The sequence below is a fragment of the Microbacterium sp. NPDC064584 genome (assembly GCF_040687315.1).
Classification (GTDB): domain Bacteria; phylum Actinomycetota; class Actinomycetes; order Actinomycetales; family Microbacteriaceae; genus Microbacterium; species Microbacterium lacus.
Window position 1 is genome coordinate 128,093 of the sequence record NZ_JBFBMZ010000008.1, and the last position, 17,101, is coordinate 145,193.

General features: G+C 70.8%; 9 protein-coding genes. All 9 read right to left on the reverse strand.

Annotated features, from left to right (window positions below; translation table 11 throughout):
* Positions 1-11 precede the first annotated feature (11 nt).
* The 9 genes from AB0P18_RS12535 to AB0P18_RS12575 are packed head-to-tail and all read right to left on the reverse strand — an operon-like array spanning position 12 to position 16,940.
* Positions 12-1,370: an RDD family protein gene (locus AB0P18_RS12535; RefSeq protein WP_363360292.1), complete on the reverse strand. Its 1,359-nt coding sequence runs from the start codon at positions 1,368-1,370 to the stop codon at positions 12-14.
* The gene (locus AB0P18_RS12540; protein WP_363360293.1) at positions 1,367-2,983 is read right to left on the reverse strand and encodes a protein kinase; all 1,617 of its coding nucleotides are present in this window, start codon (positions 2,981-2,983) and stop codon (positions 1,367-1,369) included. The genes AB0P18_RS12535 and AB0P18_RS12540 overlap by 4 nt, the downstream gene beginning before the upstream one ends.
* A complete protein-coding gene (locus AB0P18_RS12545) occupies positions 2,980-4,191 on the reverse strand; it encodes an FHA domain-containing protein (protein WP_363360294.1) in 1,212 nt (403 codons plus the stop codon). Before AB0P18_RS12545 ends, AB0P18_RS12540 begins: the two co-directional genes overlap by 4 nt.
* Positions 4,191-5,003 (reverse strand): protein phosphatase 2C domain-containing protein, encoded by an 813-nt coding sequence (locus tag AB0P18_RS12550; RefSeq protein ID WP_344055239.1) that lies wholly within the window; start codon positions 5,001-5,003, stop codon positions 4,191-4,193. The genes AB0P18_RS12545 and AB0P18_RS12550 overlap by 1 nt, the downstream gene beginning before the upstream one ends.
* Positions 5,000-6,223, reverse strand: coding sequence for an RDD family protein (locus tag AB0P18_RS12555; RefSeq protein WP_363360295.1), 1,224 nt, complete (start codon positions 6,221-6,223; stop codon positions 5,000-5,002). Before AB0P18_RS12555 ends, AB0P18_RS12550 begins: the two co-directional genes overlap by 4 nt.
* On the reverse strand, positions 6,220-8,622 hold the full coding sequence (locus AB0P18_RS12560) for a DUF3488 and transglutaminase-like domain-containing protein (RefSeq protein WP_363360296.1): 2,403 nt from the start codon (positions 8,620-8,622) through the stop codon (positions 6,220-6,222). The genes AB0P18_RS12555 and AB0P18_RS12560 overlap by 4 nt, the downstream gene beginning before the upstream one ends.
* Positions 8,619-9,875, reverse strand: coding sequence for a DUF58 domain-containing protein (locus AB0P18_RS12565; protein ID WP_363360297.1), 1,257 nt, complete (start codon positions 9,873-9,875; stop codon positions 8,619-8,621). Before AB0P18_RS12565 ends, AB0P18_RS12560 begins: the two co-directional genes overlap by 4 nt.
* On the reverse strand, positions 9,875-10,846 hold the full coding sequence (locus AB0P18_RS12570) for a MoxR family ATPase (RefSeq protein ID WP_344055247.1): 972 nt from the start codon (positions 10,844-10,846) through the stop codon (positions 9,875-9,877). Before AB0P18_RS12570 ends, AB0P18_RS12565 begins: the two co-directional genes overlap by 1 nt.
* Positions 10,847-10,898: 52 nt before the next feature.
* Positions 10,899-16,940 carry an Ig-like domain-containing protein gene (locus tag AB0P18_RS12575; RefSeq protein ID WP_363360298.1) on the reverse strand — a complete coding sequence of 2,014 codons (6,042 nt, stop codon included), beginning with the start codon at positions 16,938-16,940 and terminating at the stop codon, positions 10,899-10,901.
* Positions 16,941-17,101 lie beyond the last annotated feature (161 nt).

Consider the following 17,101-nt stretch of genomic DNA (forward strand, 5'->3'; position numbering starts at 1 on the left):
TCTGTGACGGCTCACAGCCGCACCACTGCGGCCACACGGTCGCCGAGTCTGACCGAGTCCCCCTCGGTGGTGAGGATCGGTGTCCCGGCGACCACCGCGTATTCGGTCCCGGCCCGGATCAACCCCGAGCCGTTCGTCGAACCGCAGTCGGTGATCTCCACACCGTCCGCGACCGACCGCACCAGCAGGTGGGTCTTGGACAGGGACCTGCTGTCGTCGGCCAGCGCGACGGCGCGCGCCCCGGCGTGATCCGCCGCGTCGGGGTTGCGCCCGAGCAGCACGGCGCCGTCGATCGCGATCCTCTCGCCCGAGTCGAACACGAGCCCGAAGACCGCTGCACGGGCGGGCTCACGTGCACGCTCGGGCTCACGTGCACGCTCGGGCTCCGGCTCGCGGGCGAGCGGCGGCTCGGGGACAGAGTCGGGCGCGGGGTCCGACCCGAGCGCACCGGCCGGCGCGGACTCCGTATCCCGTGCCGTCGGCAGTGCCGCGGCATCCGTCGGTTCCTGTCCCTGCACGATCTCGCGATAGCCGCCCAGCACCGGAGTGCCGGGCTGCACCTCGAGCGGTGTCGCAGCCGGAGCCGCGGTGGCCAGACCGATCGCGGGTCGATCGCGGGCGTCGTGCGGACGGGCCATTCCGATGACGCCGGCGCTGACGCGACCGGCCGGGCGGTATTCGGGCTGCGCGTCCGGATCCGCGGGCGTCGCGAGCGACGGCAGTGCCGAGCGGCCCCGGGTCGGCTCCGCCTTCACGACCTTGCGCGCCACGCGCATCCGCTTCTGGTCGTACGGGTTCAGACCGCGTCGCACATCGACGAGCCAGACTCCGGTGGCCTTGTCGTGCAGTCCCCGGCCGCGCCCCTCGGGATCGAACGTGGGCGAGACCAGCAGGAAGGCCGGACCCAGCAGGGGAATGATCCCGCTCGCGATCAGGAGCACGAAGCGCACGAAGACCGCACCGACGCGGGGCCGCTCAAGGGTGCGGACGTTGACGCTGCGGATGCCGGCCGCGGCCTTGCCGATCGTCACGCCCTTCACGCCGTGCAGGATCAGCTGCACCACGAGGTACACCACGCCGAGCAGCGTCGAGACGCCCGCGGTCACGGCGGCGAGGAGGAAGTCCGGGTGATTGAGGAAGCCGTAGGGCGAGATCGCACCGGTCGCGAGCTTGGCCACGAGCGGCACGGCGCCGATCAGGAGGGGAAGTGCAAGGACCGCCCAGATCCCGACATCCACCGCGAAGGCCAGTGCACGGCGCCCGAACGGCGCACGCAGGAGTCCAAGGGCCTGCGCGTACGCGGGATCCGGTCGACCTTCGGCATCGAGACCCTCGATCGTCGACTTCTGCTCGGCGATGTCCCAGATCATCCGTCGACGCACCCACGCACGGGCTCGGAGACGCGGCCGTCGTCCCGGCGCAGCATCACGTCGACACACACCGTGCCTTCCGCGACGGGGAGCTGTGCCACGGGCTCCTCCGTCTGCTGCGGGTCGACCTCGCCGGAGACCTGGACCCGGCTCCAGATGAACGTGTCACCCTCCTGCGGGTCGCGGTTCAGCCACGTGAAGACGATCACCTCGCCCTGCCGCGATCCGGTCAGCTCCGCCACTTTCGGCACGAAGTCCGAGACGACATCCTGCGGCTCGGACGTCTCGACCGTCTCCGGGGGCGTCGAAATCGTCGAGGCCAGCACGTTCAGTCCCACGATGCCGCCGATCACGACCAGTACGGCGGCCGCTGCGGACAGCGCGATCCACAGACCCTTCCGCGTCGGGCGCGGCGGAGCGGACGCAACGACCATGGGACTCTCGGTCGGCGGTGCGGGATACGGCGCGACGGTTCGCGGCGGACGCAGCAGAGTGCGCTCGTCATCGGTCGCCGGCGTCTGGGTCGCGGGGGCCCGCATCTGCGTGGCGTCGTCCACCGCGCCCGTGTCGCCCGCCGCCGTGACCGGCGGCGCATCGAACCGCGGGACATCCGCCGCGACGGCGGGGCCGCCCTTGCGCTGCGTGGTCGCCGACGGGCGGGTGAAGCCCGCGTCGGGGTCGATGCTGACGATCTCGCGGACCCGCGTGAGACCGTCGCCGTCATCGTCGAGGTCTTCCGCGGGCGGGTGGTCGTCGACGATGTCGATCGGGGTCACCGAGTGGGAGAGCTCGATCTGCACTTTCTGGAGAGCGCGCGCGAACGCGACGGCGCTCGGATAACGATCGTCCGGGCGCTTCGCCATCGCCCGGTCGAGAACCCGTTCCAGGCTCTCCGGGACGTCGGGGCGCGCCGTGGAGGTCAGCGCCGCGTTCTCGATCCGCTCGATCAGGTCGGCGCTGGAGTTGCGCTCCCCCGGCCGTTCGAAGGGCGAGCGCCCGGCGAGGAGCGTGTAGAGCGTCGCACCGAGGGCCCACACATCGGTGCGCGGTCCGCTCTGCGGAGGTTCGGCGAAGGACTCCGGCGGTGACCAGGGAATGGACATCCCCGCGGCCTCTCCGGTCGCGCCCGTCGTGGAGGCGATGCCGAAGTCGGTGAGCGCCGGCCGGTTGTACGCGGTCACGAGGATGTTCGCGGGCTTGATGTCGCGGTGCAGCACCCCCGCGCGATGCGCCGTCTCCACGGCCCCGGCGACCTGGATGCCGACGCGCAGCGCCTCGGCGACCGAGAACGTCTCCTTGCGGGCACGCTGCTGCAGGTTCGGCCGGGGGCAGTACTCCATCACGAGGTAGGGTCGGCCGTCGCCCGCGACGCCCGCCTGATAGATCGTGACGATCGCGGGGTGCGTGGAGAGCATCGCCATGACGTTGGCCTCGTCGGCGAACTCCTGCGCGGCGCCGCTGGAGATCCGGTCGGCGAGAAGCACCTTCACCGCGACTTCGCGGCGTGGCATCTGCTGCTCGTAAAGGAAGACGTCGGCGAACCCGCCGGTGCCGAGGGGCTCCACATAGCGGAAGCCGGGCAGCTCCGGCGGAGTGGACGGCGGCCGGCTCACGGCAGATCCTCGAAGACGACTTCGACACCGTCACCGAGGTCCACGACGTCGCCGGAGAGCACGATCGTCTGTTCGCCCGGGTGGAGGCGAACGGGCTCGGCGCCGCTGCGCAGCAGTGTCGACCCGTTCGTCGTGTGCAGGTCGATCACGACGACGGTGTCGCCCTCGGGACGGATCTCCAGGTGGCTGCGCGAGATGTCCTGCTGCGGGCTGTCGACCGCGATGAGGTGGGGAAGGTTCGCGCCTCCGGCGCGCGCGGCTCGGGGCCGGCGACCGATGATCACCGTGCGGTCGAGCGTCACGACCTGCCCGGTGGAGACGCGCACGCGCCCGCTCGCCGCCGGGACGACCGGGAGGATCGCCGTCGGCGCGTCGCTCGCCGGGGGCGCCTGCTCGCGCAGCGCCCGCAGCTCGGACACGGAGATCGTCGCACCGTCGTGGTCGCCCTGAGCGGATGCCGGGGCTGCGGGGGCCCGCTCGACGCCGGCGACCGGCGCGGAGTGGACGGTCGCACCCCACAGCTGGTCGAAGTCTTCGCTCGTGGGAGCCAGCGTGACCTCGCTCGGCAGGAGCGTGGCGTCGGGGACGGAGGGTTCGACGGGCACCGGCTCAGGCGCCGACTCCGGCTCCGACACGGGTGCGGGCTCGGGCGCGGCCTCCGGCTCCGGTGCACGTGCGGGCTCCGGCTCGGGCGCGCGCTCCGGCTCCCGGGCGGCAGGGCGCTCGACCTCGGGTTCGCGCGCGACCACGGGCGCCGCGGCCGGCCGGGACTCCTCGAGGTCCGCGCTCGCCGCCGCGGCATGGACGACCCCACTCCCGAGGGGGAGCTCGATGCCGTCGCCACCCCCACCCAGTGCGATCTCCACGCGGGTGGCACCGCCGACGAACCTCTCGCTCCACGTGGTCAGCTCGGCGCCGGAGAAGTGCTGCACTCCCCCGGCGGTGCCCACGTGCGCGGACACGTCGCCGCGCAGCGCGATGCGCAGATCGGTCCCATCCGCGACCGCCGCGACGAACGGGGGAAGCGCGGCGAAGTCACCGCCCGCGTGGGAGGCGAGGACGTCGAGGACCGTCGCGAGCGACCTCTGGTCCGGCATCCGGTCCCAGAGTGTGCGCACGACGTCCGCCGGCGTCTCGGGCGGCAGGGCGACGAGGACACCGGGGAGGGCGATGAGGTACCACGGGCCCGGTCGGTAGGTCGTGTGCATCAGCGAACTCCTCCTGCGGCTTCCCGCGGACGCGTGTCCATGTCCATGTCCGAATCGGTCTCGAGAAGCGTGCCCGGGCGCGAGGCGACCGAAACGGCGTCCACGACGACCACGGTGATGTTGTCGCGCCCGCCGGCCTCGACCGCCTCACCGACGAGGACGTCGGCGGCCTCCTGCGGGTCCGGCACGCTCGAGAGCACCGCGCGGATCCGCTCGTCGGAGATCTCGGAGGTCAGACCGTCCGAGCACACCAGGATCCGGTCGCCGAGCTCCGCCGGAAACAGCCAGTAGTCGGCGTCCCCCGTGCTGCTCGCGCCGATGGCACGCGTGATGATGTTGCGGCGCCGGTCGGTGAGGGCTGCCTCCGGGGTGAGCTCACCGGTCTCGATGAGCTCTTGGACGACCGAGTGGTCCACGCTGATCTGCTCGAGCTCGCCGTCGGCGAGCCGGTACGTCCGGGAGTCGCCGATGTTGACCGCGAGCCAGTACCCCATCCCGTCCACGGCTGCGATGACCACACCGCTGAGGGTGGTGCCCGCCCGCCCGTCCGCCGAGAGGGAGAGCCGTTCGACGACGACCCGGGCCCGCGCGAGGGCGAGACGCACGTCGTCGAGGTGAAGCGACGTGCGTCCCACCGACGTCGCGAATTCCGCGATCACCGCGGCACTGGCGCGCTCGCCCGCCTCGTGCCCGCCCATCCCGTCGGCGACCACGAACACGGGCGCGCTCGCCAAGTGCGCGTCCTCGTTCAGGGCGCGGCGCAGACCCGCGTGCGTCGCGGAGCCGGTCGAGACGACCAGCGCCGGCCTCACGCGTAACCGCCGATCGTCACGATGCGGTCGCCGATCTCGATCGCGTCGCCGAGGCGGACGGTCACGCGCTGGCCGGCCGGGCACGCGATGCGCTGCCCGTCGCGGACCAGGGTCATGCCGTTCGTGGAATGGCGGTCGCGCACCCATCCCCCGGACGCCTCGGCTGCGGCCTCGAAGTGCGTCTTGGACAGCGACAGCGTCTCGTCCCGGACCGACACGATCACCGCCCCGTCCTCGGGCGTCGGGTTGCGGCCGAAGATCGTGCGTCGCGACACCGAGGTGCGGGTGCCGTCGTCCCACGTGAAGACGAGTCGGTGACCCGGGATGCTGATGCGCGTGTCCTCGATGTCGTCGGGCTCCGGCGCGATCAGGGCCGGAGACGGCGCCGCGGGATCCGGGCGGGACGGTGCGGGCGGCGCCGCGGGATCCGGGCGGGACGGTGCGGGCGGCGCCGCGGTCGCGGCGGGCGGCGCCTGGACGGTCGCGTCGAGTTCGTCGGCGCCCGTCTGCGCCACGGGCGCGTCTTCCCGGACTGCGGAGCTCCGGCTGACCCCGGGGACGAAGGCGATGAGCGCCCCCTGGTCCGTCGAGGCGACCGGAGGTGCGCTGCTCGGCGCGGGCGCGGGCGCCGGTGCCGGGCGGGTCGCGGGTGCCTGCGCCGCGGGAGCGATGTCCGCGGATGCCGGTGCAGCGGCATCCGGCTTCGTCGTCGCGGGAGCAGCATCCGTCTTCGCCGTCTGCGCCGAGGCGACGTTCGCGTTCGCGTTCGCGTTCGCGTTCGCGTTGAGCATGAGCGCACCTGCCGCTTTGTCGTGCCACCCTTGGAAGCGGCCGGAACCGTCGAACAGCGGGGTGAAGTACCCGACGACGATCGCGCACGCCGCCCAGAACACGATGTTGCGCAGGAGAGCCCGACCGAACCCCAGGCGGGCGTCGCCCGTCGCCGTGGCGAGCCGGAGTCCCTGTGCCCGCATGCCGATCGAGCCGCGGCCCGCCTGCATCAGGGTGTAGATCACGAGCCAGCCGAGGATCAGGAGCGCGGCGATGATCCCGCCGATCAGAAGCGCCGTGAGCATGCCCTGCGGGCCCACGACCGTCGCCGTCACGATGACCGCGCCGATGAGGACGAAAACCAGCGCCGTCTGGATGAACGCGTCGATGACGTACGCGATTGCGCGCCGAGAGATCGGCGCGATGGGTGCGGACGGATCCTCCGTCATGGCGTTTCACTCTCCTCGGACGTCGACTGGCTCGCGGCCTTCCCCTCGATCGTGCCGGATCCGCCGCGGACACGCGCGGTGGCGGCGTCGCGGAGTCCACGCAGACCGGACGAGATCGCCGATCCGGTCAGGAGCGAGCGCAGGCTCAGGCGGGCCTTCATGCGCTTCCAGAACCCGGCCCGCTCGCCCAGCGACCCGACGATCTCCTCGACCTCGGTCCAGAACGCCTCGACGTCCTCCGGTGTCGGATCCGACGGCCCGAACACCTCGGCGTCCGCGCGCTCGGCGAGGACGGTCACCCGCGGGACGTCGAGGCTGACGGCGACGGCCGCGGCCTCCTCCGGTCGCGTTCCCCCCGTCTCCAGGCGCGCCCCGTAGTCGACTGCACGATCGGTCAGTTCCTCCCACCCGCCGCTGATGCGGTCGGCCGGGCGGGCGGCGGTGCGTCGCGAACGGCGTTTGGCGGCCTTCCACGCGCCGATCAGGATGAGGGGAGACAGCAGGAGGGCGATGATCGCGAGCGAGATCGCCCCGATCAGCAGGATCGTCCCGATGATGCCGGCGAGGTTGATCGACTCGTCCTCGGACTCGCGATCCTCCGGCAGCGTGGGCGGCAGGTCGACCGGCTCCTGCGGCGGGGGCGGCGGCTGCAGGACCTGCGGCTGCGGATCCGTGCGGGGCTTGGTGTTCTGGTCGTTCGGGACCTGATCCTCCGGCGGGGTGGGGTCGAACGGGAGCCAGCCGACGCCGTCGAAATTCACCTCGACCCACGCGTGCACGTCGTCACCGGTCGCGGTGAAGACCGCCTGGCCGGAGTCCTCTTCCTCGGGGTAGTAGCCCATCACGACGCGGGCGGGGATGCCGACCTCGCCGGCCAGCAGCGCCATCGCCGCGGCGTACTGCTCGTCGTCGCCGATCATCTGGTCGCCGCCGATGAGCGTCGTGATCCGCTCCGACGTATGCCCGGCGCGCGAGAGCACCTCGCCCTCGAGTCCGTGGCTGAAGAATCCGCCTTCGGAGAGGAAGGCCTCCAGCGCCCGGACCTGCTCGATGGGCGACTCCGCACTGGCCACGGTCTCCGCCGCGAGCGCGGCGAGCTCTTCGGGCACGTTGCTCTGCTTGGGCTGCGCGACCTTCCCGAAGTCCACCTCGGCGAGCTGGTCGTCATCGGGGATCGTGGGGATCACCGCGTCGACGGTGTACTCGTCCCCGCGGCGGAGCTTCGGGGTGACCACAGCGGTTCCGGTGGACGGGTTGACGTACGTGCCGCGGCGCAATTCGTCTTCCCGGTCGCCCGAGTAGCGGATCTCGGTGGGCTCTCCGGCCACCGGGAGCCACACCTCGCGATACTCGCCGACCGCGATCCGCAGCGTCACCGGGATCCCCTCGGCATCGGGTGAGATGTCGGAGCGCAGCGGAGTGAAGGCGCTGGTCGAGGTCGGGCCACCGTCGGCCACGTTGTAGACCATGCCGTCGTAGTCGTCCATGACCGCGGTGCGGATGCGCGCGTCACGCGGCAGTCCCTCGACCGTGAACAGCGTGTCGGAGGCGTCGTCGCGGACGTTCTTGCGGAACGACTGCAGCGGGCTGGGGTAGTCGCGGACGTTGAAGGGCGGGATGATCGCGTCGCGGAAGACATGGCGGGGTTCCGCCGGCGCCGCGACGGCACTCGTCGCCACGCCCGCGCCGACGGCGACCGCGAGCACGCCGGCGCCGGCGAGCAGGCGACGCATGCGCATGTGGGACGCACGGGCCGGATCGACCTGACCGACCGAGACGGCGCTGTTCTGGGGGGCCCAGATCTGGCGCAGGGCGAGCCAGGCGGTCGCGCCGACGGCGAACACGATCCCCTGCACGATCGGGAAGGCGGGCTCGGGGGTGCCGAGCGCGATCACGAGCATCAGGAGCACCGCCGGAGGGATCAGCGCCCACCCGACCTGACGCAGACGCAGGGCGAGGGATGCCGTCGCCGTCGCGGTCACGAGCGCGAGGAGGAAAGGCACGATCAGGTGGCCGTCGGCGGCGGCGACCGGTGCGACCGTGGTGAGCATCTGCTTCCACGCGGTCACCGTGCCCAGCACCAGGCTCTGCAGGGTCTGCAATGAGGGGATGACACCGAGGATCGTCGTGGACGGGAGGGCGAGGGCACCGCCGAAGACGAGATAGGCGGCGATCACGAGGCCGGTCACGACGAGGATGCCCCACCGGCGCCAGGCGGCGAGTGCGGCGATGCCGAGGCCGAGCAGGATCCCGCCGATCGCCGCGGGAAGGAAGGAGGCCCCGGCGAAGGTCGGCCAGAAGCCGACCAATGCGGTCGCGGTGAGCAGCGCCGTCGCTCCCAGGTCCAGGATCCACCGGCGCGGCGCGATCACGGAGCGTGCAGCTGATGTGTCGGTCATGCGAGCACCTTCGACAGGGCCGCGGGGATCTGCTCGAGCGCGCCGATCGTGATCACGTCAGCCTCGCCGATGCGGCGCAGCGTGGGAGCGGAGGCCGTGGTGTCCGTGACGACGGCGAGCGCGCGGGCACCGAACGGCAGTCGCGAGCAGGCCAGGCGCAAGTCCTCGGTTCGCACCTTCGACCCGCAGACGAGCACCACGACGCTCGCGAGCGGCATCGTGGCCGACACGACGCCGGCAAGGTTCGCCAGGCCGCCCTCGCGCGGCTTGCTGGCCTCGAGCGCCGCGAGCGAATCGAGGAGCTGCTTGCCGGTCCCGGCGGGGAGCTCTCGCCCCTGCACCCGCACGTCCACGCGCTGCGAGTCACGCAGCGCCCGCAGTCCGATGGAGCCCGCGGCGGAGATGCCGAGCTCGAAGTCCTCCGCCGTGTCGTAATCCCCGCTGGAGCGTGAGAGGCCGATCACGAAATGCGACCGACGCGTCTCCTCGTATTGGCGGACCATCATCGTCCCGGTGCGCGCCGTCGAGCGCCAGTGCACGTGGCGCAGGTCGTCGCCGGGCTGATACTCGAGCAGGGCGTGGAACGAGACGTCGTCGCGCGACAGATCCGCGGCGGGAAGACCCTCGAGGTCGCGCAGGTAACCGAGCGACTGTCCGTCGAAGAGCACCGTACGCGGGTGCACGAAGAGGTCGACCGGCTCGTCACGGCGGTGCGCGCGTTCGAAGAGGCCGAGCGGATCGCCGCGCACGACGCTGACGGGGCCGACCTTCACGACACCGCGCTTCTGCGTCGGAATGGCGAAGAGCTCCTCCGCCTCTTCGCCGGGGGCGAGGCGCTGGATGCCGAACTCGCCGCGACCGGCGCCGACGGGGAGCACGATGCGGGAGGGCAGGATGGCCCGCGAACCCCGGTTGGCTAGGGTCAGGGCGCCGACGGCCCGTTCACCCACGACGACGCGCGTCCGCGCGAGGTCGAGGGACACGTCGTACGCCGTGCGACCGATCAGGAAGAGCGCGCACAACCCGACCGTGATGGCCAGCACGATCGCGACGATCGTCAGTTCGGACCATCCCGCGACCTGCCCGACGATCCACGAGCCGGCCGACGCCGCGATGAGCACCCACGCCAAAGGCCGGACGGCGGCGGTGATCAGGCGAAGGCGCGCGAGGACGCGCACCCCGATCAGAGCGGCGACGTCCTGCCATCCGGCCTCGCGCGTCGAATCGGGCGCCGAGGGTGCCTCGGCGACCATCAGGCCGCCGTTCGCGCCTGCGGAGCCGCGACCGAGTCGAGCACGCGATCGATCACGGTCTGGCTGGTCGTGCCGGCGAACTCGGCCTCGGCATCCAGCATCAGACGGTGCTGCCACGTCGGACGTGCCAGCGTCTTGATGTCATCGGGCAGGACGAAGTGACGCCCGTGCGCGGCCGCCCAGACCTTCGCGATGCGGACCATCGCGATCGAGCCGCGAACGGACACGCCCAGGCGCGTCGCGGGATCGTTGCGCGTCGCCTCGGCGAGCTGGGCGACGTACCGCAGCACCGCGGGGTCGACGTGCACCGTCGCCGCGAGATCGGCCATGTCCGCGACCGCACCCATCGTGATGATCGCGCTCAGCCCCGCGGACGGGTTGCGGTTGGAGGCACCGGCGAGGATGCTCTCCGTGACCGCGAGGTCGGGGTATCCGATCGAGGTCTTGATGAGGAATCGGTCGAGCTGCGCCTCGGGGAGCTTGTACGTCCCCGCCTGCTCGATCGGGTTCTGGGTCGCGATCACGAGGAAGGGGCGTCCGGTCTCGTGGGTCACGCCGTCCACGGTGACCCGCGACTCCTCCATGACCTCCAGCAGTGCCGACTGCGTCTTCGGCGATGCGCGGTTGATCTCGTCGGCCAGCACGATCGAAGCGAAGATCGGGCCCTTGTGGAACTCGAACCGGTGCGTCTGCTGATCGTAGATCGTCACGCCGGTGACGTCGGAGGGCAGGAGGTCGGGGGTGAACTGGATACGGGAGCTCGTGCCCTGCACGGTTGCGGCGAGCGCTTTGGCGAGGCTCGTCTTGCCGGTCCCGGGCGCGTCCTCGAGCAGCACGTGCCCCTCCGCGAGCATCGAGGACAGCACCAGCGAGACGACCTCGTGCTTGCCCTGGACCGCTTTGTCGATGTTCTGCACCAGCCGGTCGAAGGTCTGGTGGAACCAGGCGGCCTGTTCGGGGGTCATGCTCATGTCAGTTCATTCCTCTGCGATGACGAGAATCAGATGGGGAGAAGGGCGCCGGCTACCAGCTGCGTTTCTCGTAGGCCTTGCCGTTGATCTCCACCCAGACGTTCACTCCCGGGTATCCGAAGTAGCACCCGAGCTGCTGCGTGCCGTTGGCGTCGAGCCGCCACGAGGAGCCGCTGTTGATCTGGCCGCGGTCCGAGTGGCACACGATGTTGTACGTGCCGGCGTTGAAGTCGCGCGTGTTCACGACGAAGTAGGCGCACGACGCGCTGCTGCAACCCGGCTGACCCTGCGCACTGGCACCCGGGGTGACGAACGCGCGGGGCGTCGGCGGGTCGTCCGTCCGCGCCGAGGCGGAGGCGACCGGTGACCAGGCACCCGTGGAGTCCTGTGCACGCACGTCGATCGAATGCGTCTGCTGGTAGCCGTTGCCGACGGTCCGCGAGCCGTTCGCGCCGACGTCCTGCCACCCGCCGCCGTCGATCCGGATCTGCGTCGTCGTGATCGGCCGGCCGTTGTCGGATCCGCCCGAGTTCCAGCTGACCTCGACGCTCTGGCCCAGGTTCCTGGCGTTCGCTGCCGGCGCGAACGGCTGTCCGTACGGGGTCTCGCGGACACCGTTCGACACCGCGCCGGCGTACGTCGTGCCGTCGACCGTGGCGACGGCGCGCATCTCCACCGTGTACGCCGTGCCGTTTCCGAGCCCGCCGATCACGCCGTTGCCGGGGAAGCCCGCCCAACCCCCACCGTTGAGTCGGTACTGGTAGGCGACCTCGCTCGTGGACGCGCCACCGCGCGACCCGGGCGTGAAGGCCACGGTGAGCTGGCGGTCTCCGGCGGTGACGGAATCGATCCGCGGCGCGGAGGGCGCCACAACACCGCGGCGCGGCGCGGACATCGGGCTCCACTCCCCCCAGCCCGCCTTGTTGTGCCCGCGGATGCGGTACGTGTATGCGCTCTCGGACGTCGGTACGACGACCGCCTGGCTGTTCGCGCCGGCGCCGGGCGTCAGCGTCCGCTGCAGGGTCGATCCCTGCCACACCTCGAGCTGGTATCCGTCGATCGCGTCGCCGTTGCTCGGCGGGGTCGCCCAGTTCACCTGCATCTGGGCCTGGTCTCCGACGGGTGCGAGTTCGGCCGTCGTCGGCGCGGACCCCGCCAGCGGGGGCCCGGCGGGCACTTCGGACGCCGACCAGTTGCTCCAGCTCGACGGTTCGGGTGCCCGGTTGTGGGCCTGCACGCGGACCTGGTAGTTGCCGCCGTTCTCCAGCCCCTCCCACGTGACGGAGTTCCCGGTCACGTCCTTCTGGGTGATGCCCGACGGCGGCGCCGGAGAGATCTCCAGCGTGTAGCGCTCCACGGGCGAACCCGGCGTCGTCGGCGTCGTCCACGCCACATTGAGCGACTTGTCGCCGAACGTGAGGGTGGGCGGGTTCGGGGTGTCCGGACGCGCGTCGGGTCGTGCGACCGCAGACGATCCGGACGGCTTGGACTCGCCGACGCGATTCGTGGCCGTCACCTGGAACACGTATTCCACGTTGTTCGTGAGACCGTCCAGCGTGCAGGTCGTCGACTGGCACTCCTTCGAGTACGCGCCGCCCTGGACGGCGCGCACGGTGTACTTCGTGATCTCGGCTCCGTTGTTGGATGCCGCGGCGTACGAGACGACGACCGTCCGGTCCTGCACGCTCGTCACCGTCGGCGCACCCGGCGCCTCGGGGACGCCCTGGACGGTCAGCACGACCTGTCCGGTCGCCTCGCGATCACGGTCCTCCGTCGCGTCCTGGATCGTGTAGCGCACGACGAGGGTTCCCACGAAGTCGGCCGACGGGGTGACCACGACATCCGATCCGTTCACGCTCGCCTGGCCCGAACCTGTCTCTACGGCGGCCGAGATGACCTTGAGCGGCGTCTCCGGGAACGGGTTGAAGTCGTTCGCCAGCACCGGGACCGTGACGCTCTTGCCCTGATCCGCCTCGGGCAGCGTGTCGGTGTTCGCCGCGGGCATCGCGCGGTTGGACGCCGTGACCTGGACGAGAACCGTTCCCTCGACCGGCTCCGTCTCGCCGTCCGAGACGCGCAGCGTGAGGGTCGTCGCGGCGCCCTTCTTGGCGTTCGAGGAGGCCTCGACCAGCAGACGATCGCCGTCCACCCGCGCCGAGATGCCCTTCTCCTGACCGCCGGTCAGGGTGTACTCGTGCTTGCCCTTGTCCTCCGGATCGGGGTCCGTCGTCAGGGCGGCGAGATCCAGCACGGTCGCATCCTCACCCGGAGCGACGTTCACCTGGCCGCCGACGAAAGAGGGCTGCTGGTTGTCCGGCGGGATGACGTTGATGGGGATGCTGAGCGTCGCCTTGCGGCCCTCGGGGTCGTCCGGGCCGGAGCCGTCGGTGACCTCGAACGTGAGCGCATCCTGACCGAAGTAGCCGTCGGCCGACGTGTAGACCAAGGTGCGCTCGTCCTTGACGAGGTCCGCGCCGTTCGAATTGACCGCGCTCACCTTCGCGTGCTCGGTGATGACGACCTCGCCGCCGCCGGCGACCGTGACGTACTTCGACAGCGGCACTTCCTTCGTCTCTCCGCTGAGCACCTCGATGGGCTTGGTGGAGGTCAGAGTGGGTCGCAACCCGGCTTCGGAGGGCACGAAGATGAAGGCGGAGGACTGCAGACCGTCCTGGTCGGTCAGCGTGTAGCGGATGAGCTGGAGCTCGTCCGTCACGGTGACCCGCACCTTGCCGTCCTGAAGGAGGCGCGCTCCCGCACCGACTTCGACGTCGAGCCGGTCGGTGGTGCCGTCCGGGTCTTCGTCGTTGTCGAGGATGTCCAGATCAGCGGACAAGGTCTCCGCGTCGAGATCGGACGGCCGCAGACGATCGTCGCGAGCGACAGGCGCCTGCAGCGGCACGTCCTCGTCCACGGTGATCTGCAGGACCGCGGTGGCCGTCGCGCCGCGCGCGTCCTTCACGGTGTACTGCAGCGACGTCTCCACGGCCCGGTCCGGCGCCTGGACGAGCACACGATCACCGGAGACCCTGGCGGACAAGCCGTCGATCGCGGGCACTTCGAGACCGTTCTTGACGAGGGCGAGGTCATCGCCTTCCGGGTCGGAGTCGTTCACCAGGACGGGCACCGCGATCTCGCGGCCGGGGCGCACCACGACGGCATCCTTCACCGCGTACGGGGCCTGGTTGACCTCCTCGGCCGGGGCGATGCCGACGCGGATCGTCGCGGTGCCCTCTTTGCCGAGGCGGTCGCGCACGCGGTAGCGGAACACATCCACTCCGGTCGAGCCGTCAAAGGCCTCATAGGTCAGGTAGTTCTGCGCGACCTCGACGATGCGACCCTTCGTCGGGCTCGACGAGATGTCCAGGAGCTCGACGGAATCCCCGTCCGCATCGATGCCGTCCAGCGGCACGGCGATGTCGATCGACGTGCCCGACAGCGCGCGCGCCACGATGTCCCGGGGTCGCGGCGCGGCGTTGGTCTCCTCGACGACCGGCAGAATCTGCACCGTGACATAGCCCGCGGCCTTCTGCTCGCGCGAATCGACCGCCTCGTATGTGAGGTACACGGTCTTCGCCTCGGGCCCGGCCTTGAATCGCACGGTGTCCTGCGAGACGAACGCCTCCCCGTCCTCGGGGTCGACGAACGGCTCGATGAGCTCGGGGGCGACATGCAGGGCGTCATCGCTCGGATGGGTGTCGTTCGCCAGGACCGGGATGGTCACGACGTCTCCCGCTCGCACGGTCGCGGTGTCCGGATTCGCGACGGGCTGGAGGATCTTCTCCGGCGCGGGGATCGGCACGACCACGACTTCGCCGTCCGCGGACTGCGTGCCGTTCGAGATCCGGTACGAGATCCGCACCTGCTCCTCGAGCGTGCCCTGGTCGGTGATGCGCAGGGTCTCGTGGTTGAGCACCGAGACGGACACACCGGTCCCGGGCTCGATCGACACCGACTGCACGACCAGGATGCCGCCGGCCGGGTCCGTGTCGTTGTTGAGCACACCGATCAGCACATCGCCGCCGGTCGGCAGAAGCGCCACGTCCCGGACCGCGACGGGGGGCAGATCGACCTGGGCGGCTTCGATCACGTCGATGCGGACGATGCCCTCGCCGTTCTCGGGACCGGCGGTCGCCAGGTACTGCACGTAGTACACGCCGACCGTCGGGGCAGTGAACGTGAAGGTCTTGTTCGTGAAGTCCGGCAGCACCGTCGCGCCGGGTACCTCATCGACGCGCCCGAGCCGGAGCTGTTCACGTCCGGAACTGGTGTCGTTCGCGAGCGGGGCGACCGTGATCTGCTCGCCGACGTGCGTCACGACGTGATCCGCATTCGTCTTCGGCTTCGTCGAGCCCTGCGGGCGGACGTCCAGGGTGAGCGTCGTCGTCGTGACCTCGCCGAATCCGTCCGCGACCGTGACCGGGATGTCCTTGCGCCCCTGCAGGCTCGCGGTCGCCTTGTAGGTGAGCTGTCCATCGGTGCTGAAATCGACCTCGTCGCCGGGGGCGGCGACGACCTCCTTCAGGTAGATGTCGTCACCGTCCGGGTCGATCCAGTCCGGAAGCACGTTGTAGGAGACCGTGCCACCGGTCTCCACCGTGAGGGAGGTCTTGCGCTTGGGCGTGGGCGCGGCGTTCTGGTCGTCTTCGTGCACGGACAGCGTCACGGTGGCGGTGTCGGTGCCGCCCCGGCCGTCGTCGATCTCGTAGGAGAACGTCGCCGACCCGGTGGCGTTCTCATCGACCGCGATCTGCGGGGATGCGCCGTTGTAGATCGGCTGCACCGTGCCGATCGAGGTCTTCTGCTCGGCGACGGTGGCCACGAGCACGTCGCCGTCGGGATCGTTGTCGTTGTCGATCACCGGGAGGAGCGCCGACGCGCCGGGGCGCACGCCGAACGAGTCGTCTTCCGCGACGGGAGGCGTATTCACTTCGCTGCGCTCGGGCAGGGTGGTCTCGACGGTCTCCTCGGTGGAGTCGTCCTCGTTCTCCGTCTCGCCTTCCGGCGGCGTGAGATCGTTCCAGTTGTCGACGCGCTGGAGGCTCTCGTTCGCCATCCACGCCGCGCCGCCGACCGCGTCGTTCAGGATGATCACGTCGCGGTTGACGCGGAACACGAGACTTCCGACGTCCTGTGCGTCCTCGATCGCGGCCGAGACGTCGCTGTCGGTTCCGGTGCAGTCGCGCAGGAACGCCCCTGAGCCCGCCCAGGCACCGTACGTGCACCCGCGGAGCCAGACCGGCGCCGCAGGAGCGCCCTGTCCCTTCGCCGGGACGATCACCGGATCCGCGCCGTCCAGCGGAACCCGCACGAGCTCGGACCCGGTCGCGACGGCCACGGCGTCGGTCTGCTCGGAGGCCTGCTGCAGAACCGCGCCGTCGAGGTTCGGGACCTCCGTCCGCATCCCACCGGGTGACATGACCGCACCGGCGACCGGATCGAGCACGACGGGGGTCGTCCCGACGGCCGTGATGGTCGCGCCGCCGGACGACGCCGGCTCGCCCAGCGAAGCCGTCGAGGGTTCGCCGGCCTGCCCCTCGTTGTCGACCGGAACCGTGACGACCTCGTTGCGCTCACTGGAGAGGGCGAAGACGGTTCCGTCCTTCGCGACCGTGACATCCGCGTCCGCCCCGAGATCGGCGACCGGGTCGGCCGCCTCGATCTCGAAGGCGGCGATGCCGCGCACCGGCACGACCCACAGGGCGCCGGACTTGCGGTCCAGGACGGCGGCGGTCTGATTGCCGAGGGCGACCTTGGCCGAACCGGGGATCTTCGCCGAATCGCCGAGCGACACCCGGGCCGGGTCCACCGCAGCGAGGGTAGAGGCACCCGAGTCGACCACGAGTACGTTGGCGGCATCCTGGAGGATGTCGTAGTCCTCGCCGGTCGTCCGCAGTCCGCCGTCGAGCACCGTCGACTCGTGGTTGAAATGCCCGACGAGCATCGCGGAGGTCTTGGTGATCCAGACCCCGCCGTCGTTGAGGTCGACTTTCGTGGTGGGGAATCCCTCGTAGGCGAACGCCATCGTGGTGATCGCCACCGCGCCGATCGTCACGCCCGCCGCCGACGCGAGCGCCTTGGGGCGCGCACGCATCCACGACAAAGCCTTCATCCCCTGGTCACTCCCTGGCTTGGCCGCTTCTGCTGTTCCGTGCTGCCCCAACCAGCACGGTTTTTCATCCTAACCTCGCCCCGAAACGCCTCCGATGGGTAGACATCCCCATCACAACCATGTACGGCGATCCGCGGACACCC